Below are 22,364 nucleotides of genomic sequence, written 5' to 3' on the forward strand. Positions count from 1 at the left end.
GATTTTTTGAATGACAATTTATTGGTATGTATTGAGTTAGCTTTTAGGTAGCCAGAGAGCCACTTTCTTTTTATTGGTGCTCAACCATCGTTTGGCGCTTTCTTCTGGAGTCATCCCACTATTAATCCACACCATAACCTGGGCTATATCAGTTGGGGTCCACTCAAATGTATCTAATATATAGGCTGCTTCTGGCTTCTCTGTTTTTAGACCTTTTCTTGCAATGGTATGAATAAACTCTTGTTTACCATAAACTCCTTTGGGATCTGCCAAATATTTCAGGTCAAACTTGGCGAACTTCCAATGAGGGGTCCAGCCTGTCACTACAATGGGTTTATTACTGTTAATTGCTGTTGATAGTGCTTTGGTCATTGTGGCGCCACTACCTTCAATTACTTGATAGTTAAGGCCATATTCGGTGATTGCCTGGTGAGTTTTTTTCATTAAACCTGCGCCAGGGTCAATGCCAATAATTTGGCCCGACAGCTCGTTAGTCATCGAATTAAGCTCTGTAATAGAGTTGATGGGTAGATTAGAAGGCACAACTAAGCCAATACGAGTGCCTTTTAGGTTTGGGCCATAGTCATCAACTTGTGCCTGATGTTGTTGTAGATAGTGAGCGTGAGTACTGGGTAGCCAAGCAGCCACCATGGCATCGGCACTACCCTCAGCGACACTTTTCCACATAACATCAGCAGAGACTGGCTTTATAGACACCTGGTAGCCATAAGAAGATAACAATGCTGCAATTACATGGGTACTGGCAATTTCACTGGCCCATTCAACATAGACTAATGCCAGTGGGCCTTTGGGCTCTATGGGAACTGCTTTTTCTTCTGGCTCTTCACCACAAGCGGTAACTAATAACAATAAACTGACGGTGATGAGTATGCGCAATAAATAAATGGGGAAAAGCCACATGGTTTTAGCCCGAATGTTCTGAAATTTGATAAACAGGCTTAAGACAAGTTATTACAACCTTCAAAGTACTAGTCCCTTGATTTCACTGGATCATCTGCACATTATCTGTGGTTTGGTGAAACATTTGGGTTAATACTCGTTGGGCCTGAATAAACTATAGCACTTGACGGGTAAAGTGACTTTTAAAAATGTAATTAACATGACAAGCTGGTTTCATGTATCATGTTGAGCTTTAATTAAATAAGCAATATTTTGATTGCTCAGTTAATAACATTTAATTAAGAATAAATGACTGGGTAATTGAGTTTGATATTTTTATGAGAAGATAGGAACTAACTGTATGCCAAAGCTTGGAATGGGGCCAATACGGCGTAAACAATTAATTGAAGCAGTATTAAATTGTATTGATGAGTGGGGGTTGTCTGAAACCACCACACAGCGAATCAGTAAACAAGCCCAGGTATCTGCAGGTATTATTAATCATTACTTTTCTGGTAAAGATGGTTTGTTGGAAGCTGCAATGCGGCAAATCCTGAAAGACCTGCAACTTGGTGTGAAAGCCAGGCTGTCGTCTATTTCAAATGATGACTTTAAAGCGAGAATTCACGCCATCATTGATGGTAATTTTGACCAGACTCAAATGACTTCCGCTGCTCGTAAGGCTTGGCTGGCTTTTTGGGCTGAAGCCATGCATAAGCCGGAATTGCGCCGATTGCAAAATATTAACGCGAAACGGTTGGTGAGCAATTTGACCTTTGAGTTAAAAAAAGCTTTTCCGCGTTCTCAGGCACAGCATATGGCTGAAATTCTTGCTGCGGCTATTGATGGTGTTTGGCTGCGTGAGGCACTTAATGTTACTCCTAATGATGTGACCACCTCACGAAAAAAAGTAGAGGATGTTTTTCACTTATTTCTTGCCCAATATAGTCATTGAATCAAATTAACTTGATTTATCTTATTTCCTCGACGATAGGCAAGTTTGTCAATCGTCAATTTTTCTCTTATTGCTTACCCCTTTAATTGCCAAATTATTGGTATAGCCTGAGTTTTTATTTCTATAATTTTTTAAGCAGATCTGAAGATCGTTGTCAAAGTAAAGGAGTTACCATTTTTTTGTAGCAATCAATGAATTCAAGGGCATGGCATTTGCATCTGTACCATTAACATTTGATTTCAAATCACAATAAATGTTGGATTATTGACGGGTAAGGGAATGGCTGACGATAAAGAGCAGGAACAGGCTCAAGAAGAAGAAAAGGAAACGGGTGGTAACAAAAAGTTAATACTGTTTATTGTTATTGCTTTACTGCTGGTGGGTATTTCAATAGGTGTTACGGTTTTTTTGATGTTGGGCGAGGAGGAAAACGGTGGTGAAACGGAACAACCGACAGAACCTGTCAAACAGCCTGCAGTTTATCAGTCTTTGGATCCACCTTTCGTGATTGATTTTAATGTAGGAGGCAGACAACGATTTTTGCAGGTGAGTTTAACGGTAATGGGGCGTGATCCTGGAGCCCTTGATGGGTTGACCAAGCACATGCCGTTAATTCGCAATAATCTGGTGCTACTCATAGGTGGCTTTGACTATCACTCTTTGCAAAAAGAAGAAGGCAAAGAAAAGCTTAGAGAAGCGTTGACTAAATCAATCCAGGAAGTATTGGAAAAGGAAATTGGTAAACCCGGTATTGAACAAGTGTTGTTTACTAATTTTGTTATGCAATAACTGGCTTAAGCAACAACTGTTGTTTACTTCAGTAGGAATGCGGTGAGTGGTGTACTATGCAAGACTTACTGTCACAAGACGAGATTGATGCCCTATTACATGGTGTCGATGACGGTGCCGTCGAAACGGAGGGTGATGAAAGCCCGGATGGCGTGGCATCCTATGACCTGACTAGTCAGGATAGGATTGTGCGGGGCAGAATGCCCACACTGGAAATGATTAACGAACGGTTTGCCCGTTATACCCGGATTAGTATGTTTAATATGCTAAGGCGGACAGCGGATGTTGCGGTAGGTGGCGTTCAAGTCATGAAGTTTGGTGAGTATGTACATACGTTATATGTACCTACCAGCTTAAACTTAGTAAAAATTAAACCTTTACGCGGCACTGCTTTATTCATTCTGGATGCCAAACTTGTCTATAAGCTAGTTGATAATTTTTTTGGTGGTGAAGGACTGCACGCCAAAATTGAGGGACGGGAGTTTACCCCAACGGAAAACCGGGTGGTGCAGATGGTACTTAACCAGGTCTTTGTGGATTTAAAAGAAGCCTGGAATCCGGTGATGAAAGTCATATTTGAATATATCAACTCAGAGGTTAACCCTGCTTTAGCCAATATTGTCAGCCCAAGTGAAGTGGTAGTGGTCAGTACTTTCCATATTGAATTGGAAGGTGGCGGGGGTGATATGCATATTACGATTCCTTATTCAATGATTGAGCCCATTCGAGAAGTTTTAGATGCTGGTGTACAAAGTGATGTGGATGATCGAGATGAACGTTGGGTACGCTCACTTAGGCAAGAAGTGTTGGGTATTAATGTTGAACTGAGCGCCACTATTTTGAAGCAAGAATTAAAACTAAGGGATATTTTAAATTTAGAGGAAGGGGATGTGATTCCTGCTGAAATGCCCCCTTATATAGTGTTAACGGCCAATCAAATTCCTATTTTTAAAACGCGCTTAGGAGTATCACGGGAAAATCTGGCACTGCAGGTTCTTTCGTCGATTTCAAGACCTAAATAAGTTTCAACTAATAATAGGTAGGTAAGGAGGCAAAGCAGATTACTATGGCAGATCCTGAAGAGCCGAATGAAGAGACTAATGGCGAAGCGAATCCAGAGGACTCACTCGAGGATGAGCTAGGCACGAACCAGGATGACGCAGACTTGGCAGCGGAGTGGGCTGCAGCACTTGAAGAATCGGGTGATGGCAGCCAGGAAGATATTGATGCCTTAATGAATCAGGCAGATGGCGGTGATGAAGATGATTCACAGCCAATGGTGATGGATGAGTTTGCTGGCATCGAAAGTTTTGGCGAAGGTGACGAAGGACCCAGCTTAGATGTTATCTTAGATATTCCGGTTATTATCACTATGGAAGTGGGTGGCACAGAAATTACAATACGTAATCTGTTGCAGTTAAACCAGGGATCAGTAATTGAGTTGGATCGCCTGGCAGGGGAACCATTGGATGTAAAAGTGAATGGGACCTTAATTGCGCATGGTGAAGTGGTTGTGGTCAATGAAAAATTTGGTATTCGGTTAACTGATGTTATTAGTCCAACAGAACGTATTAAAAAACTTCGTTAATTTTTCGGTTATTTCCTTGAGCTGTTTTTTGGGGCAGTGGGGATGGGCTGCGGAAAAAACTAAACCTGACGACGGATTGGGTGTTTCAGCATTGGCCCAAGTGGCATTGTCATTACTATTAGTGATTGCGGCTATTGCTGGCTTAGCCTGGTTAGTGAAAAAAATGCAGCACTTTCAGCCTATGTCTCAGTCATCCATGCGAGTGGTGGCAAGTTTGGCTTTAGGCCCGAGAGATCGGGTATTACTGGTTCAGGTGGGTGAACAACAAGTGTTGCTTGGTGCATCACCTGGTCGCATTAATATGCTACATGTGTTTGCAGAACCAGTGATTGAAGCGGATACTGCCACCACAACAGGGGCAGATTTTTCCAACACACTAGCAAAATTATTAAAGCAAAAATCATCATGAAGCAGTGGTTACCTGATCAGTGCAATTTCTGGCTATGGCTGTTGGGTGTTGGCTTGTTTATTTGTCAACCTGCAGTTGCCGTTGATTTAGGAATTCCTGCACTTAAGGTAACCACGCAGCCGGATGGTCAACAAGAATATACCGTGACCATCCAAATTTTAGCCATTATGACAGCATTGACGCTGTTGCCAGCTATCGTAATGATGATGACTTCTTTTACCCGAATTATTGTGGTATTGGCTATTTTACGCCAGGCGTTGGGGTTGCAGCAGACACCATCAAATCAAATAATGGTGGGCTTAGCGTTATTTTTAACTTTTTTTATCATGACGCCAGTTCTGCAAGAAGCTAATAAAGTGGGATTGCAACCTTATTTAAACGAACAATTGACTTCAGCAGAAGCATTGGATAAAGCCAGCGAGCCTTTTCATGCATTTATGTTAGCCCAAACCCGTGAGTCTGATTTAGATTTATTTATTCGCATTGCAGATGAGAAAAAATTCAATACTCCACAAGATGTGCCTTTCTCTATTTTAGTACCGGCCTTTGTAACCAGTGAATTAAAAACTGCTTTTCAAATCGGTTTTTTATTGTTTATCCCTTTTTTAATGATTGATTTAGTTGTTGCCAGCGTATTAATGGCAATGGGGATGATGATGCTTTCACCATTAATTGTGTCATTGCCATTTAAAATTATGTTATTTGTGATGGTAGATGGTTGGGCAATGATTATGGGTACGTTAGCTGCTAGTTTTGGTGCAAGTATTTAGGTATACAAAATGAGTATCTATAGCCAAAACGAATGATTATTAGGGGCTAGCTGACTAAAAATCATTTGAGAAGGGTATGTTATGGAACCGGCCTCTGTAAATGATATCTTCCGCGAAGCACTTTTTATCATTGTACAAATGGTAGCAGTGATTATTACTCCAAGTTTAATTGTCGGTCTGGTGGTGAGTGTATTTCAAGCTGCTACTCAAATTAATGAGCAAACTTTAAGTTTTTTACCTCGATTATTAGTCACTCTACTGGCCGTTTTGTTTACGGGGCCTTGGTTATTAAGAAAACTGCAGGAGTTTTTTGAAAACCTTTTGTTTGAAATACCGAATTTAATCGGCTGACTCTTTGAGGAATGGAGGTTGATTCACTACCAACTAGCAGACATCCAGTTTTTACTGGCACAAATACTCTGGCCATTATTTCGCGTTGCAGGCATTTTAATGGTTATGCCGATTTTTGGTACTCAGTTAGTGCCTATGCGGGTGCGAGGTTTTTTTGCAATATTAGTAACGCTATTGATTGCGCCGGTTATTCCTCCAGGCCCGAAAATTGATCTGCTTTCAATACCCAGTATGGTGATCATTGCTCAACAGGTGCTAATAGGGGTATTGATGGGGTTTGCCTTACAGTTATTTTTTCATCTGTTTGCGATAGCAGGGCAAATGATTTCTATGCAAATGGGGCTTGGGTTTGCTTCCCTTAATGACCCTGCCAATGGGGTTAATGTAGCTGCTGTGGGACAGTTTTTTTTAATTCTCTGTTCGCTCTTGTTTTTATCCATGAATGGCCATCATGTGGTATTTGAGGTTTTAGTAGAAAGTTTTCACACCATTCCTATTGGTAGTTTTATGCCATTTCATCATTTAATTGAACTAGTGATGTGGTTTAGCTGGATTTTTGCTAGTGCTTTGCTGATTGCACTGCCTGTAGTAATAGCCATGTTAATCGTTAATATTGCTTTTGGTGTAATGACCAAAGCTGCACCGCAATTGAACGTTTTTTCCCTGGGTTTTCCTATTTCGATGATCTTTGGCTTGTTTGTCACTTGGGTAGGAGTAAGTAGTGGTTTGTTAGCGCAATACAGTCGTTTTACTGAAGCGGCATTGTTTATGCTTAGAGGTTTAGTACAGGCATAAACAGGTTTTTTTGACAGTATGGCAGAGGATAAAGACAACAGTCAGGAAAAGACGGAGGAGCCTACCCAGAAACGCTTACAGGATGCCCGTAAAGAAGGGCAGGTGGCTCGTTCAAAAGAGCTGTCAACCATGGCGTTGTTAATGTTAGGTGTGTCCAGCTTGTTTCTATCAGGCCACTTTTTAGCTTCTAAATTGGCAAGTGTCATGCAGCTAAATTTTGCGTTGGAAAGGGAAATTGTTTTTGATACCACACGGATGTTTCATTATCTAGCTGAATCCATTGCAGTTGTGACATTTGCTTTATTACCTTTATTTATCACCTTGTTATTAGTAGGCTTAGCATCCCCTATTTTGGTGGGAGGCTGGATCTTTAGTGGTAAATCATTACAACCTAAATTAAGCCGAATTGACCCACTGAGTGGGCTCAAGCGTATGTTTTCCTTAAAGTCATTGGTGGAGTTAATTAAAGCTATTGCGAAAGTGCTAGTAGTTGCGGCTGTTGTATTACTGGTGTTGTTTGTTCGGCAAGATGATTTACTTGCATTGGGTAAAGAAAATATTGCGCAGGCCATTGTTCACGGCAGTTGGATTTTAGGCTGGGCTTGTGTGGCAATTTGCTCCAGTTTGATTTTGATTGCATTCATTGATGTACCTTTTCAAGTTTGGGAGCACCAGAGAAAACTAAAAATGACCAAACAGGAAGTCAAAGACGAATTTAAAGATACAGAAGGTAAGCCGGAAGTTAAGAGTCGTATTCGACAGTTGCAACGTGATTTAGCTCAACAACGAATGATGGCTGAAGTGCCCAAGGCAGATGTGGTCATTACTAACCCTACCCATTTCTCGGTTGCCTTAAAATATAATCCAGAGCAAGCTGATGCACCGTATTTAGTTGCCAAAGGGGTTGATGAGGTGGCGCTCAAAATTAGAGAGATAGCCAAAGAACATGAAGTGGTGATGTTGGAAGCACCGCCTTTGTCTCGTGCAATTTATTACAATACGAAAATTAATCAGCAAATTCCTACGGCGCTATATATGGCTGTTGCTCAAGTGTTGGCTTATGTTTATCAGCTTAAACAATACCGTAATGGCCAAGGTCAAAAACCTGGGCCTGTGCCTAAGGTAAATGTGCCTGAAGACTTGCAAAAGTAACAATTCATTAGGAGCATTTCAAAAAATAGTAGTTCTAAGAGGAAGCCTAAAGAAATTAGTTGAAAAGGTGTACTTAGTTTTAAGTAACTGGGTATTTTGTCAAATAAGTTTACAAGTCATTTCTTTTTTTCTTTGAGCTTGCAATAAGTAACCAGAGTATTATGCGCTTTCGAGATGATGGTATGCCTTTTGCTTACAAGAAAATCTAGTAGCAATATGGTCGTAAAACAGAAAAGGAAGCGTCATATCATGATTGCACCCATCTTCGACAGGGTTAGTTCTACCTTTATCCAACAGCGGTATCACCTCCCAGTTTTTACAATCAAAAAATTATTGTTGCGCGATATAGGTTAACCTGCTGACTTGTTCTGTTAACTCATACTCAAATTACTGGCTTTTTCCCATATACCGAATGAGAGAAAATTACTTATTCATTTTGAAACTTTTCAAAGTCAGCAGGTAATTTTGGTTATACGTACAACAAAAAATAGACTATGAATAACTTATAAAAGAATTATTTATGAATGACTACATGTGGTGAATGCATGTAGTGATTAGGTCAATAATAAATCGTTGTTAGCTGGTGCCAATATAGTATGTGGCCGATATTAAGATGTGGAGAGTAGTTGGATAATGACAAGATGGATAAGTTTCCTGTGTTGTCTACTGGTCTTGGGACAGGAAACTGTAAATGCTGCCCCGTTAACAAAAGCAGAAAAGCGGTTATCTGAGGCAAACCGAGCCCACCAAACTTTATTTAATGGCGAAAAGCGATTTGTTTCAGCAAAAGAATGTGGCGCTTGTCACCCGAAGCAGTATCGTGAATGGTCAGTATCGCCCCATGCATACGCACAATTAAGCCCTATTTTTAATGCGATGCATGCCAAAACAGTCAAACTGACGAATGGCACTACCGGTGATTTTTGTATTCGTTGTCATACCCCTGTCGGAATGGCCATGAAAGAGCCCATTTTTACCGAAAATAAATATCGCCACCCCATTTCTCGAGAAGGTGTCACCTGTGTTGCTTGCCACCGGGTAAATCAGGCTTACGGTAAATTCAGCGGTCGAATTAGTTTAGAAGAAGGTGACTTAACGAAACCAATCAGTGGGCCAAGAGCGACAGAAAATAAAGATTTTGAAAAACTGTTGAAAAACCCTGAAGTGGGTTTGACTGCGGAATTTCAAGCACCGGGTATTGAAGTACACGGCAAAATTGAACCTTTTTTTGATTTGGTAAAACCACAATTTTGTGGAACCTGTCACGATGTAAACTCTATGACTCAGTTGCGGCTAGAAGAAGCTTACTCTGAATATCGGGCTTCTCCTGCAGCGAAAAAAGGGATTACTTGCCAGGACTGCCATATGGGTAAAGAGCCGGGGGTGAATGCTGGTTACGCACAAGGCTCTGCAGCTACCTTCGAAAAAGCACATGGTTCTACTTATCATTCGCCCTCTCGACGTTTAACTGACCACAGTTTTATTGGTCCAGACTACTCTATTATTCACCCTGGCGTTTTTCCCCATAATCCAGCTGCAGACCGGTTTATCAACAAACGCTTTCGTAAATATGCAAGAGGCTGTCATGATGGCAGTGAAAAACAACGGAAAAAAAGCCAAAAGCGTAAGAAAACTTGTTTAACTGGCATCGATATCTGGAATATGTTCAACCTGGCTGATGGTTGGGGGACTCAAGCTTTTGAAAAAGCGATTCCTGATAATTATCGCTTCCCTAAAGTTTGGTCGAAAAGTAAAGATCGAATTATGGCTTGGCAGGAAGTGATTCAGCCAAACTTACAGTTACTAACTGAGGCCCATGAAAAGCGACTCACTGTCTTACAAAATGGCTATCAGTTAGGTGCTGCTGAAGTTAGTCGTAGCTGGCTAGGTGACCCCATTCTCAAAGTGGAGTTGGTCAATGGTACGGATGGCCATATGGTACCAACTGGCTTCATAGGCGAGCGTTTGGTTTATCTCAACGTCAAAGTGCAGGATGAGTCTGGCGAGGTGGTATTTGAGTCAGGCGATCTTGATCCTAATGGTGATGTGAGAGACCAGCACTCTTTATATGTGCATGATGGTAAATTACCACTAGATGATCAGTTACATAACTTGCAGGCACGCTTCTTAACCAGAAATTTACGGGGTAGTGAGCAAGAAGCAATTTTACCTATTAATCATTCTCAAACGGCTTTGCCTTTCTTGCGCCCAGCCACTTCGCCTACGACATTACAGGGGAGCCCACAGGGTGCACGTATCCATAAGCGCAGCCTCCCTCCTAATGGGCGGCGTTGGGTGGAATACAAAATACCCAAAAATAAAATTAAACCAGGTCAGCGCTATACTGCCAAAGTCAACCTGTATGCCCAAATGGTACCAGCTAACCTAGTGCATACCATTGCTGATGTGGGGTTTGATTATCAAATGACTACTAAGCAAGTGACTAAGCAGTTGGTGGCAGGCAAATTATTACTTTGGCAGCAGCAGGTCGATCTAGGCCGACCAGGTAAACATAAAGGGGTGGCGAAGCGGATGGTGTTGCCAGAAAACCACCTTTATACACCAGCGTTTTACCAGCAAAGTAAGCAAGCACAAGGAGGGCTGCAAAATGACTAGAGTAATGGCATTAGGAGTAGGCATCGCTCTTAGTTGTGTTGCTGAACTGACATTGGCTACAGATACTGAAAGCCAAGATAGTAATGATGCCAGGACCGCAGGTGGGCTTGCTATTTTGCCTGAACGGCCAGCCCCTTTGTTGGAGCTGAATGAACCCTTCCTGGCTCCGTCAACATTATCAAGGGGGTGGGAAATACCAACAGGTGCTGTTTGGCGACCAAGTTTATGGGTATTTGGTCGTTATCAATCAGCATTACAGTATTTTGATAATGGCGAAAATGATCAAGCTGAGTGGGCTAATCGGCTTGATCTGTTTTTTAATCTTCGGCTCACCGGTACTGAACGAATTTTGGTTGGCTTCCGTCCCCTTGATCGTGATGGTCGGCAGTATGCGGGTTATACTTTTAAACCTAATGAGAATGAAGGCTGGGCTGGTGATTTTGACACTGATGTCAGTGTTGCTTTTTTTGAGGGGGATATTGGTGAAATATTCCCAGTACTTTCTGAGAAGGGTTATCAAGCTGCTGATATAGGTTTTGCTATTGGCCGACAGCCGCTTAATATTCAAAATGGTATTTTAATTAATGATACTTTGGATGGTATTGGAGTTACTAAAAACACGCTATTTTTAGGTGGATTAGCCACTAATTTCCAGGTTACTGGTTTTTATGGTTGGGGCAATATTAATGACTACAACCAGGAGCCAATTGGCGGTACGAAAATTTATGGCTTATTTTCGTCTTGGGATACCTATTCAACCACTATGGAGTTGGATCTCGCTTATCGGGAGTCAGATGATAGTCATGATGGCTATTGGCTAGGTCTAGGCAGTACTCGACGCTTTGGCCATCTCAATACTACTTTTCGTTTTAATTATTCAGATGCCACTGATATACCTGAAGACAATCAAGTAGATAACACCCAACGGGAAGGTTATTTATTGTCTGCTGAACTATCCCTTACACCTGCTGCTACCAATGACTTGGCTTATTTAAACTTGTTTCACAGTGAAAAAAATTATGTGTCATTAGCGCGTGATCGAGGCAATGGTGGTCCGCTTGCTTCAATGGGAATTTTATTTGCGGGTGCAGGCATTGGTAACTATGGCGCAGCCCTTGACCCTACAGCGAATAAAACGTCAGGTTTTGCAATGGGCTATCAGTGGCAATTGGCTAAAAGACGCCAGTTGACGTTGGAACTAGGCGGCCGCTACAGCCATTTAACTCAAGAACAAAGTGCCATAGCAGTAGGGATGCGCTATCAGCAACCGATCGGCAACCGTACCTTGGTACAGCTGGATATGTTTCATTCAGCACAGAAGCGTCGAGATGATGCCAATGGGATACGGGTAGGGGTGCAAGTTAATTTTTAAAAAAATAAATAAGGAAGTAGTTAAGTTAGTCAAATGAAGTGGTTAATTGTCTTGATGCTGACTCTGTTAGTATGTAGTTATATCGCCTGGTTAGCATACAGTGAGTGGTTGCAGTATCGCGCTCAGTACGCACAGCGTGGTTTAGCAGTTGATAACTGGCAGCAACGTTGTCAAGAGGTCGGCTATCAATTAGTAGAGCAAAGTCACTGGCAGGGGTTTCGTGATTTTGTTGTCACTAGGCGAGTAGTTGAAAATGCTGTTGGCGATATTATCTCGTTTTATCTTCGCCCTCGTGATGGTTTACCGGTATCCCCTTTTTTAGCGGGTCAGCATGTGACGGTTAGGCTGCCTATAGGCTCCAGGGTATATACGCGTTGTTACTCACTTTCAACATCTTATAATCCTGATTACTATCGGATTAGTGTGAAACGGCAGGATGCGCTAGCAGCAACCAGCCACCCTGCAGGCAAGGTTTCCAGCTACCTTCACCAAGAAGTGTATGAAGGAGCTGTCATAGAGATTCGTGAGCCACAGGGTAGTTTTGTGGTATCTGAAAAAAGTATTGACCCCTTAGTCTTTTTAGTCGCCGGGGTTGGTTATACGCCTGTACTCAGTATGTTGAAGGAATTAGTCAACCAGCCATTTCCACCGCCAATTGTCGTATTTTATTGTGTCAGAAATGGCTCCCACCATGCTGCGAAGGATGAGCTTGAAGAACTGCAAGATAAATATCAAGGGCTGCATTTGTATGTCTCCTATAGTCATCCTCGGCCTGCTCTAGACTGGCCTGAAATAGATTACCACCTTGGCAGCCGACTTAATGGGCAAATTTGTCTGGATGTGTTAGCTGAGCTGTCCCTTCAGCCACAACAGTGCCAATACTACTTCTGTGGCCCAGAAAACTTTATGACTAAGCTGCAGCAAGAGCTAGCCGCCAACGGTATTAATTCTGATCATTTTCATGATGAGTGCTTCAGTTCCACAGTGACTCACCAGACACCTCTCCTAGATGCGCCTGAGCTGGCAGAAGTTGTGTTTTCTTCTTCGGGCAGACGGGCTGAATGGTTACAAGGTGAAGATCGCTGGCTGCTCAATTTGTCAGAAGAAGAAGGAGTAACTATCAATAGTAGCTGCCGGAAGGGATCCTGTGGCTCGTGTATGACTGAAATATTGGAAGGTGAAGTGGGCTATCTCAAAGAGCCTGAGTATCTCAATCAAAAACAGGCGAGCCAAGTTGACCAGTCCCGTTATTGTTTACCCTGTGTTTGTTATCCAAAAAGTAATCGTGTAGTGCTGAATGTTTAACAGTCGAGCAATCGATGCAAAATTAACTAGGATTATATAATAAAGTGCTTAGTAGTAGGAGTTTGATAGTGAAAGCATGGGTCTGGTGTATTTTTTTGGGGGTTGTCACTGCAACCAGTCAGGCAGCCGACTTGCTGTCTGACTGGCAGCCTTCAATGGTAGTGGGGCCTGGTAAGTGTCAAAAATGTCATAAACCACAGTATAAAGTATGGGAAAACTCCCCTCATAATATAGGGTTTCTTGATGAAGAATTTGATAGTGAAGAAATTGCTGAAAAAATGGGAGTAGAAGACCCAGAAAGTAGTTCAGCACTTTGCTCACAATGTCATTTTACTCGAGGAGCTAAACTTCATGGAGAGTTAGCCACAGTTTCTTGTGAGTCTTGCCATAACCCTGCTAAAAACTGGCTTGAAACCCACGGTACCTATCGGAATGCAGCGGGTAAGAAAGTAAATAAAAAAGAGCAGGAGGCTCCGGCCCAACGTCAGAAGCGTTTAGCTGCGGCCGATAGGGCTGGAATGGTACGACCTGGCCATGCTTATCGACTAGCTAAAAACTGTTTAAGTTGTCACTTGGTGCCTAATCAAAAACTGATTAACCAAGGGGGGCATCCCTCTAAGCTAGGGTTTGAATTACTGAGTTGGTCTCAAGGTGAGCAAATTCGCCATAACTTTAGCCTAGGTAATCATAACCCTCCTGTATCTAAACCTCGTCAACGGTTGTTGTATGTCATGGGCCAGATGGTTCAGTTTGAACTGTTGTTAAAAATGACCCAAGGTGCCACAGGCAAATATGCTCAGGTACAAAAGGAAAAATTACAGCAAACCCAAGGTCGGCTTAAGCAAATTCAAGCAAAACTGGGTGATCCTCTGGTTGCAAAGGTAGCATCAGCTACTAGTGCTGAGCAGGCTGCGCAGGCAGCTAAAGCCTTTGCTAGCAAGTATGCACAGGGAATCAACTCAACTGCTGTTGATGCTTTAATGCCTGCTGCCAATACCTTTAAAAATTAATGTTGTTAGTGTCTGTTAATTATTAACTACCAAATTAGCAGGCACTAGATAGAGGTATTGAGCGACTCTGCGATGGTAGATGACCGAATTAAATCAACTGACAGCCCCTGGCAGCTTGATGCAACCCTATTGGTGTTTGAGCCATTTCGTACCATGGTTTATCACCATATGCAGCAGCGATTACGTAAGTTGCGTGGGCGCTATGAAAGAAACCTGACCAAGCTTGGGTGGTTGTCAAAAAATCAGTTGCCATTACAGCCACAATCTGTTGCGGACCTCACTCAGGGCCTTAACTGTCTCTGGCAGGATATTCAGTACTTAATTCACTGGCTTAACAATGAGGCTGACAATGAATGGCTAAAGGCCTTTTTAGGTAAAACAGCTGACGATGAGGCTCATCAGCTTGCTCAAAAAGAGCTTCAGCCCTTGTTATCGATTCTGTTACATCATGCCTCTATTCGTGTTATGGAAAAAAGTGCTGTGGTGGTGCGGCAGAATGAGCATGCGGGCAGTGCTTATTTGCTGTTAGCTGGTCAAGCTTGTGCGTTACAAGTGAAAGAGAAAGCCTTATTTCGGCAGCGCCCTGAGCAGCATCCTTGGTATCGACGCCTTAAACAAAACCTATTCCCCTGCCAGTGGGTAGAGCGACGCGATACCCGACGTTATGATGCTGCACAGCAAGTTACTGTTTCGCAGGGGAGAGACAGTTACTTGCGCATTCCAGACCTAGCCGAAGCTCGTGAACCAGACACCCCAGAACCTAAGCCGCTGGAGGCGGGGGAGTTGTTTGGTGCTGTCGCGGCCCTGCAACACAGCCCACACTATCGCACGATAGTAGTGACCAGTGAGCAGGCCACTTTGTTGGAAGTGCGTTGGCAAGGCGTCAGGCAGCTGGCCCGTTTTGACCGTGGGTTTCGTCAGTTTTTAGATCAACAGTACCGGCGTCATCGACTACCCGCATTATTACAACAGCAACCGATTTTATTAGGATTAAACAAATCTCAGTTAGAGCACTTGGCTGCTATTGCGGAGCTAGATAGTTTTGGCACGATGGACTGGAAGTCAACCACTGACCAAAACTCAGATCAACGTAAAAGTCGTATTGAGCAGTCAGAACCGCTGATCATTAAAGAAGGGGAATATGCCAATGCGGTAATTTTTATTCGTGCAGGCTATGCCCGTAAAAGTAAAGCCTATGGACACAGTGAGCGGGCGCTGGATTATTTACGCCAGGGCGATTGCTACGGTTTTCAAGAAATATTAGGGGGGATTCAGCTGCGAGGTCAGCAAGTGAGCGAGTTAACCGAAGCCCACCTACCTCGCTACAGCTGTACTATTCGAGCCGTAGGTTATACAGATATTGTCAGAATTCCTGCCAGAGAGCTGGAAAAGGTCTTAGCTGCTAACAAGCAGCCTATTTCACCAGAAACCTCTCAACCAGCAGCCATGTCTTCAACTGTACTACCATCCAGTCAGCAGCATGAGCTGTTAGTACATGAGGCATCTGATTTACTGGAGTTTTTTATTGATCAGCGCTTCATTTATGGCACCCAAACTATGCTGATCAATCTTGATCGATGTACAGGCTGTGATGACTGTGTCAGAGCCTGTGCCACAGTACATGATCAAAATCCACGGTTTATTCGTCATGGCCATCAACATGGCGGCTTTATGGTAGCTAATGCTTGTATGCAATGTAGTGATCCGCTGTGCTTGGACGGTTGCCCCACGGGTGCGATCTACATGAACAATGCTGGCACAGTGGTAATAAACGACGATATCTGTGTTGGCTGTAGTACCTGTGCAGATAACTGCCCGTTTGACAATATTCAGATGGTGAAAATAGTGGATGAACATGGTAAGCCAGTTCATACCAGTGATCAGCAAGGCAAGCTGGTTCCTCAGTTAAAAGCCACCAAATGCGATATGTGTACCGGACAATTAAGCGGGCCTGCCTGTGAGAAGGCATGTCCTCATGATGCCCTGAGACGAGTTGATATTCATCAAGTAGAAAAAATTAGAGATTGGCTAGCATGACAGGCAGTAAAAAATGAACCTCTATGTTGTAAGACGACGACTTGCTTATTTATTAGTCTTGGGGTTGCTGTTAGCGGGGACTCAACTTGTATTGAGCTATGTTAGTTTAGCCATGGCCAGTCAGGTTTATTGTACTGGTTGGGTATTACTTGCCGTAATGGGGTTGCTGGTTAGCTATCACTGGCGCAAAAAACTGCTATTTCTCAATTTAGGGGGGGTTCGTTACTGGCTGCGATTACATGTTTTACTGGGGGGGTATGGGCTGGCCTTATTTTTTTTTCATATTGAATTTAGCTGGCCTAAAGGTTTGTTTAACCAATTGATTGCAGTCATGTTTTTATTGGAGGTTGGCTCTGGGATGATGGGTCTTTATTTATCTCGCAGTATGCCTCCACGGATGACTTGGTTGGGGGAACGGTTATTGTATGAAAAAATGCCAGAGTATTATCAACAGCTGCGTCAACAGGCAGAAGATTTGGCTATCCAGGTTGCAGCAGAGCATCGCTCTGACACCTTAGTGAAATTTTACAATCGTAATTTGCAAAACTTTTTACAAGGGGCTGCTAATTTTTGGTTGCATGTGTTTAACAGTGGTCAGGTGCGTAGCCGCTGGGCCCTGAAATTTGAAGGATTACAGCGCTACTTGGTAGAAGAAGAGCTACCAGCCGTAACGGAGCTAAGAATATTGATATTCCGTAAAATTGAACTGGATAAACAATATGCCATTCAAGGCTTATTACGGCGCTGGCTATTTCTGCATATCCCACTTGCTTATGCATTATTTGTTTTTGTCTTGGCTCATGTAATGGTGATTCATAGCTTTTCTGGGGTATAGGTTGAAATGAAAGGCGAGCGCATTCAACCTATTTCCCATCGTCTCAGTCGCTATGTAAGGCCCAATCAAGAAGGTGCTCTTACTCGTTTGAAACGAAGTCGGCTGGCATTTGTCTTGTTTTTACTGATTTTATTAGGGCTATTTAGCATCCTCACTCATACCCCCTGGCGCCAGCAGTTACTTTTTCCTGGGGCTTTAAGCAGTCAACATGGTAGCCAACAGGATCAGTGTATCAGTTGTCATGTCAGGGCGAATGATCCAGTAATGTCTTGGTTGTGGCATACCACTCAGCCTCTGACAGTTGAACAACAGAGCCAAGGCTGTATGAGTTGTCATCGTCATAAACATCAAAAAGGAGTAGTTGCCCACGGGCTGAGTGAGCAAGCCATACGTACCTTGTTACCAAGAGAGATTGACCTGAAGCAGGCCGATCGCCATTTAACAGAACTGGCCAGCCGTAAACCACTGGGGTGTTTTAATTGTCATACTGAACATCAAGGTACAGGGGGAGAGCTTACAAAACTGTCGGATACTGAGTGCGACAGTTGTCACTTAAAATCACAACAGGGTTTTGCGAAGCAACACAGTGACTTTTCCCTGGCTCGTCACACGGGTATTCAGTTTAATCATGACCGTCATCAGGGAATATTTTCAGAGCAGGGGAAGGCATTTCAATGTCAGCAATGTCATGGTGATAAGGCTGAGCCAATATTTCCAAAATTTGATCAACAGTGTTTAAGCTGCCATGAAGAAACAATCGAAAAACCTGTGGTATTACTTGCTTTACCGCGTGTAGCGACAAAAACCCCAGGCATTGGGGAGTGGCCCAAGCAACGTGGCAATAAAAAATTATCTGCAGCAATGCAAGCATTATTGATCGAGTACGGTGTACCGGATAAACCAGCAGATAAATCAAAACAGGCTAAACAGAGTTATCAACAGCAGCTTGCCAAAGGTTATAAACAATTGCTTCAAGATGTTATGCAAGATAATTTACAGGAAGCAACCCTATTAAAAGTACAAGGCAAATTGATGGCTGCTGGCTTGTTTAAGGAGGCAGATGCCGTACGTTTATTGTTGTATGACTGCAAAGCGTTAATTCCTTTACTGACTGACCTGCAAGAACAGTGGTTTCCTAATTTATTAGTTGCACCAGAGGAAACCAATGATTCGGATCAACCTGAAAAAACATCAAGAAAGTCTCTGAAGCCAACGCAGCAATGGGGAACGATGGGTAATTGGCAATTAACCCGAAAAGGATCCGTGGTGGTGGCAGTTAATCATCACGCACGCGTGAGTGAAATTAAGCGGATTGAAAAACAATTGGCAAAAGGAGAGTTAACAGCTGAGGACTCAAAGACTGGTTGTTTGTTGTGTCACCAAATACAGGATAAAAAAGTAGTTTGGCAATATCAGCCAAAACCACCCATGCCCACTTTTAAATTTAAGCATCAACCTCACTTGGTAGGCCAGCCCGAAACAGTATGCTTAAACTGCCATACCCGCTCAGCACGCAAAAAAGTTGTAGTGGATAAACAGTTGGATGGTAGTGAAGCATTAGCTGCTGAAAATACCACAGAACAAGAGACATCTAGTTGGCTGTTTTCTCCAGTGACTAAACAACCTTGTGTCAGTTGCCACAAAGAAGAAGGAGTTGGCGAAGACTGTCTGCTTTGTCATAACTATCATTTTGAAGAAGCGCCTTGGGCCAAGGCGCTGTTAAACTCAGTTGATAATTAAAACTTAAAGACAAATTTTTGCATCAGAAAAATGTATGCCAGATACACAACGAGCGCCGGACTGACAATGTTCATCAGTCTGGCAGTAACACTCGCCTCGGGCATTACAGCCTGGACTTAAATAATTAATTAATGGGTCTTGATTACTGACACGTTCCCAGAAGGGGTTGGTAAAAAGATTATAGGGGTCAATTTCTTTTTTTAAGCTAACGAATTCATCCCATTTAGGGTAACGAAATGGCATATCTTCAAAAATGGCAATAGAGTTTTTACCCCAGTGTGGTCTAGCTTGGTATTTACGTAAAGACATTTGCTCAATTTCTAAATTAACAAAATAGTTCTTAGGCACAGCTTCCCCTTTTTGTCGTAAAGTATATTCGGTGCTTATATAAGCAGAATCACGGCCAGCATTCATTCCTAAATAACTGGGTGAGGCTTTGCCAAAGCGGAAGTAAATACCATTTAATGGAAAACAAGTACGCGGATGTTTAGCGATGATTTGTTTGACATCTTTAATCCAGTTAGGAAGTTGTTCAATAGGAATAGTGACTTCTTGTAAAGCAATAGGTAAACGATCCCAAATACACTGATCGGGTTTTTTACATTGAAAGTATTGCATCCGATCGGAATGGCCTATTGGACTTTTCAGTTTTTTGCCAGTGTCAATATCCCGGTAATAGGAACTGGCTCTGGCATTATAGCGAACACTAGCTGCTAGGCATTGTAAGCTAGAGCCAGGAAACTCATGCAGGGCATTAAACAATAATCCATACATATATTCCTGAAAGTCTGATACATCAGCCTGAGCATTGTAAGCATTACCTGGCGTTTCCAGTGGTACCGGGTTATAAGTAGTGACGGTATAATGTCCAAGCCCTGGAAACCAGGCAATATTGGCTGAATAATTTTCTTTGGCTATGGTTAAGACTTTCTCTTCCAACCCATTATCGTTTTTATAGCCTTTTACATCAGCTTTAACTTTAAAAGCAGGCTCTAGTTGAATGGTAACTTCAACCACAACACCTAATACACCTAAATTTACTCTGGCAGCATTAAGGGCTTCTCCAGTTAAAACTCTGACTTCCCCTTGACCATCAACAATTTTTAATTCAGTTACGTAGTCAGCAATCATATTGCTTTTTTTATGTAGGGTAGAACCATGGGTGCCACTACCTAGCATTCCACCAATAGTGAAAGTGCCAAGTTCAGTAACCATATTAACAGCCAGTTCTTGGACCCGTAAAAAGTCGTTTAGTTTATTGAAGCGCATGCCTGCTTGGACTGTAATAGTTTTACTTGCGGCATCAAAATTAATGACTTTATCCATGTTCTTAAGAGTTATTTGTACTTCTCCATCTTTGGTGCAAGCAGCATCAATTTGGCTGGCGAACTTACGATTGCCTGTCATGATTTTTCTGTTTTCAGTTATTGCTTGTCGTACAATTTCCTGAACTTCTTCTATTGATTTAGGGTCATAAATAACTCCAGGCTTACACTCAAAACTACCTTGATAATTGGTAAGTGTTTCTTGACTGCTTTCAAACCAAGCCAGGGCAACTTTTGAAATAATAGCAATCAATATTGCTGAACTAAAAATAATAATTTTTCGTTTCACACTTAGTCTCCTTGTGTAATGGTGTTGCTAGTCAACTCCTTACATATGTAGTATTTTTCTAGCTATAACATAAACAACTCAATCACTGGTATTAACTAAACCGGGGTAAAATGTAGCGTTTTATTGCTTGTTGCACTTGTTGTGAATGTGAAGGCAACTTTTCTTTAAAGTAACCAGCTATATCTGCTTTATAGGCATTATTTGGGCGTTGGCTAATTTGAGGTACCCAGAGAGCGTGATTGGTAGTAGCAAAATGGAGCCTTTTGCTTGCTAAAATGCAAATAGGTCCTTGAGCAAGGTTTTTTCCATCAAATATCCAATATTCTTTTCCATTAGAGTTTTCATGAGAAGGGTGTTTACGGACGACAGTTGTAATAATATAACCATCATTTTGATCATAGGAATTGTTTTTTTCCATAAATTGGGGAGTACGCATAACGCAGTCTTCTGGAAACTGATAAACATTTGCGATTTTCATTTGCTCGCAATCCATATGAATTAAAGCAGAGGGGATAGCAAAATTGGGTAATTGTTGGTTGTTAAATAGTCGGTTTGGATAATCATCATAGGCACTAGCAATCCGTTTAACCACATGCTCTGGTCGATAGCCAATAGCGGCCCAATATATATGTTTAATTTGATCGGGAAATTGATAGTGCCCTCGGTAAGCAGGATCATTCATATCCCAGCAGACCGCTTGATCTCGGATTAACCGGAAGTCGTTAGTAATTTCTCTTGCAGAATGCTCTAATACCTGAATTCTTGCTCGAACAAGACCTCCCACATCAACAGGTGCAACAGGGTAACCGGAAGTTTCTGATGAAACATAGCCTCCAAACCACAGTTTTTCATTATGAAACTGTTGTTCTGATTTATCCATGGCACTTAGGTATTGACCATATAAGGTAATTTCACCAGCGTAATCATCGTAATCACATACAATATCTGAGGTATCAAAATTTAATTCAACTTTATCTGCGATTACCTGATGCTGATTAGAGTTCAAGTCTTGCTTGCGAATAATCCAGGCTGAGGTAGAGTGGCGTTGTGGTGTAACATCTTTGAAGCCTAGTATTCGGGTATTTTCAATTCGAGTAGCAGTTTCAAAGATAATGATATGATTTTGGGTGACACCTAAAGAATGAGAGGTGGCTGCAATGTAAATATTTTTCCCCAGTCTGTCAGTAATTGTCCAAATTTTGAAGCGGCCTTTCATATCCCAGTTTATCAATCTGACAAAACCATGACGGGTACCGGTAGTACCCATATTTCCTCCGTAATTAATGGTATAACATTCCCCTGTTCTAAAGTCGAAGTACGGATGAGCAGTAGTTCTAACTTGAGGAAATAGCCATTTATCAGGAGCAAATGCTTCTGCGATAGGAGGAAGACTGGATTTCCATTCATCTACTTCTCCAATCGGGGTAATTAAATCAAGAGTGGTTCCATCAAATTCATAATGGATTCCTCCCTCATAACTTAAAGCAAAGCGATTGTCACCCATATAAATTGGGGCAGTATTACAGTAATTCATAAAACCTAAATTAGGACTAAAGTATACGGTCCCCCCTAATAAATAAAATGGGTCCAATAACCCACTGAGTTTGTCTTGTAAAATGGCTGAAGGCGTTTCAATCATCTTGCGGGTAAACTGGGCTTGCCCATGACTAAAGTCAACTCGGGTTAAGGCACCTTTACCGTTTGGTGAAAGATGATTTTTCTCTAATGGTATGCCTTCAGCAATAAAAACATGACCGTATAAGTCAGCAGGAAGTGAACCCATAACAATGTCTAGAGGGCCTGAAGTTGGTTTTAAACTGCTTTGCATAATTATATCGGGAAAAGACGAAGGAGGAATTAACGTTTGATTTGATAAGGTAATACCAGGCATCAAACCAGCCACGCCTGCCGCTTTAATAAAATCCCTTCTTTTCATAAGCACTCCTATCCATTTGAGTTAACAATGCAGGCAACCCTGTTAGGTATATTATTATATTTATAATTAATTTTTATGACAGCTTACATAAATCTAGGCGATCTCAGCATATTACAATAAATTGAAGGATGGCAATAAAAATTTACACTTTAAAAATAAAAGGGAGTGATAGAAAGTGCTATACCCTTTG

19 protein-coding genes are annotated in these 22,364 nt (G+C 42.1%); 16 read left to right on the top strand and 3 right to left on the bottom strand.

Translation table 11 applies throughout. The annotated features are described in order from the left end of the window. Positions 1–36: 36 nt before the first annotated feature. Positions 37–921 carry a glycine betaine ABC transporter substrate-binding protein gene (locus G4Y78_RS11275; RefSeq protein ID WP_163833117.1) on the bottom strand — a complete coding sequence of 295 codons (885 nt, stop codon included), beginning with the start codon at positions 919–921 and terminating at the stop codon, positions 37–39. Positions 922–1,261: 340 nt separating this feature from the next. Between G4Y78_RS11275 and betI the strand changes: the two genes are divergently transcribed. The 16 genes from betI (at position 1,262) to G4Y78_RS11355 (ending at position 18,624) form a co-directional block, all read left to right on the top strand. After that, positions 1,262–1,855, top strand: coding sequence for a transcriptional regulator BetI (gene betI, locus G4Y78_RS11280; protein WP_163833118.1), 594 nt, complete (start codon positions 1,262–1,264; stop codon positions 1,853–1,855). 279 nt (positions 1,856–2,134) lie between these two features. Beyond that, positions 2,135–2,644, top strand: coding sequence for a flagellar basal body-associated FliL family protein (locus G4Y78_RS11285; RefSeq protein ID WP_163833119.1), 510 nt, complete (start codon positions 2,135–2,137; stop codon positions 2,642–2,644). A gap of 56 nt (positions 2,645–2,700) precedes the next feature. After that, positions 2,701–3,666: a flagellar motor switch protein FliM gene (fliM, locus tag G4Y78_RS11290; RefSeq protein WP_163833120.1), complete on the top strand. Its 966-nt coding sequence runs from the start codon at positions 2,701–2,703 to the stop codon at positions 3,664–3,666. A gap of 44 nt (positions 3,667–3,710) precedes the next feature. Beyond that, positions 3,711–4,232 (top strand): flagellar motor switch protein FliN, encoded by a 522-nt coding sequence (gene fliN, locus G4Y78_RS11295; protein ID WP_163833121.1) that lies wholly within the window; start codon positions 3,711–3,713, stop codon positions 4,230–4,232. A 28-nt stretch (positions 4,233–4,260) separates the two neighbouring features. Next, positions 4,261–4,641: a flagellar biosynthetic protein FliO gene (gene fliO / locus G4Y78_RS11300; RefSeq protein ID WP_163833122.1), complete on the top strand. Its 381-nt coding sequence runs from the start codon at positions 4,261–4,263 to the stop codon at positions 4,639–4,641. Beyond that, positions 4,638–5,411 (top strand): flagellar type III secretion system pore protein FliP, encoded by a 774-nt coding sequence (fliP, locus tag G4Y78_RS11305; RefSeq protein WP_163833123.1) that lies wholly within the window; start codon positions 4,638–4,640, stop codon positions 5,409–5,411. Before fliO ends, fliP begins: the two co-directional genes overlap by 4 nt. Before the next feature lie 81 nt (positions 5,412–5,492). Then, positions 5,493–5,762 (top strand): flagellar biosynthesis protein FliQ, encoded by a 270-nt coding sequence (gene fliQ, locus G4Y78_RS11310; protein ID WP_163833124.1) that lies wholly within the window; start codon positions 5,493–5,495, stop codon positions 5,760–5,762. Between the two features lie 18 nt (positions 5,763–5,780). After that, positions 5,781–6,557, top strand: coding sequence for a flagellar biosynthetic protein FliR (gene fliR, locus G4Y78_RS11315; RefSeq protein ID WP_163833125.1), 777 nt, complete (start codon positions 5,781–5,783; stop codon positions 6,555–6,557). 18 nt (positions 6,558–6,575) lie between these two features. Then, entirely contained in the window at positions 6,576–7,709 is a 1,134-nt protein-coding gene (gene flhB / locus G4Y78_RS11320; protein ID WP_163833126.1) for a flagellar biosynthesis protein FlhB, read from the top strand. 633 nt (positions 7,710–8,342) lie between these two features. Further along, on the top strand, positions 8,343–10,325 hold the full coding sequence (locus tag G4Y78_RS11325) for a multiheme c-type cytochrome (protein WP_163833127.1): 1,983 nt from the start codon (positions 8,343–8,345) through the stop codon (positions 10,323–10,325). Further along, entirely contained in the window at positions 10,318–11,697 is a 1,380-nt protein-coding gene (locus G4Y78_RS11330; protein WP_163833128.1) for a hypothetical protein, read from the top strand. The genes G4Y78_RS11325 and G4Y78_RS11330 overlap by 8 nt, the downstream gene beginning before the upstream one ends. Before the next feature lie 33 nt (positions 11,698–11,730). Further along, a complete protein-coding gene (locus tag G4Y78_RS11335) occupies positions 11,731–13,002 on the top strand; it encodes a 2Fe-2S iron-sulfur cluster-binding protein (protein WP_163833129.1) in 1,272 nt (423 codons plus the stop codon). Positions 13,003–13,070: 68 nt separating this feature from the next. After that, positions 13,071–14,012, top strand: a complete 942-nt coding sequence (locus G4Y78_RS11340; RefSeq protein ID WP_163833130.1) for a multiheme c-type cytochrome — start codon at positions 13,071–13,073, stop codon at positions 14,010–14,012. Positions 14,013–14,069: 57 nt separating this feature from the next. Then, positions 14,070–16,049: a 4Fe-4S dicluster domain-containing protein gene (locus G4Y78_RS11345; RefSeq protein ID WP_163833131.1), complete on the top strand. Its 1,980-nt coding sequence runs from the start codon at positions 14,070–14,072 to the stop codon at positions 16,047–16,049. 13 nt (positions 16,050–16,062) lie between these two features. Further along, on the top strand, positions 16,063–16,884 hold the full coding sequence (locus G4Y78_RS11350) for a hypothetical protein (RefSeq protein ID WP_163833132.1): 822 nt from the start codon (positions 16,063–16,065) through the stop codon (positions 16,882–16,884). A 6-nt stretch (positions 16,885–16,890) separates the two neighbouring features. After that, complete coding sequence (locus tag G4Y78_RS11355) at positions 16,891–18,624, top strand: hypothetical protein (RefSeq protein WP_163833133.1); 1,734 nt, start codon at positions 16,891–16,893, stop codon at positions 18,622–18,624. Between the two features lie 3 nt (positions 18,625–18,627). On the opposite strand, the gene G4Y78_RS11360 is transcribed toward G4Y78_RS11355, so the two are convergent. Continuing rightward, a complete protein-coding gene (locus G4Y78_RS11360; protein WP_456242958.1) occupies positions 18,628–20,205 on the bottom strand; it encodes a D-arabinono-1,4-lactone oxidase in 1,578 nt (525 codons plus the stop codon). Positions 20,206–20,329: 124 nt separating this feature from the next. Next, positions 20,330–22,174: a carotenoid oxygenase family protein gene (locus G4Y78_RS11365; RefSeq protein WP_163833135.1), complete on the bottom strand. Its 1,845-nt coding sequence runs from the start codon at positions 22,172–22,174 to the stop codon at positions 20,330–20,332. Positions 22,175–22,364 lie beyond the last annotated feature (190 nt).

The organism is Spartinivicinus ruber (assembly GCF_011009015.1).
Taxonomy (GTDB): domain Bacteria; phylum Pseudomonadota; class Gammaproteobacteria; order Pseudomonadales; family Zooshikellaceae; genus Spartinivicinus; species Spartinivicinus ruber.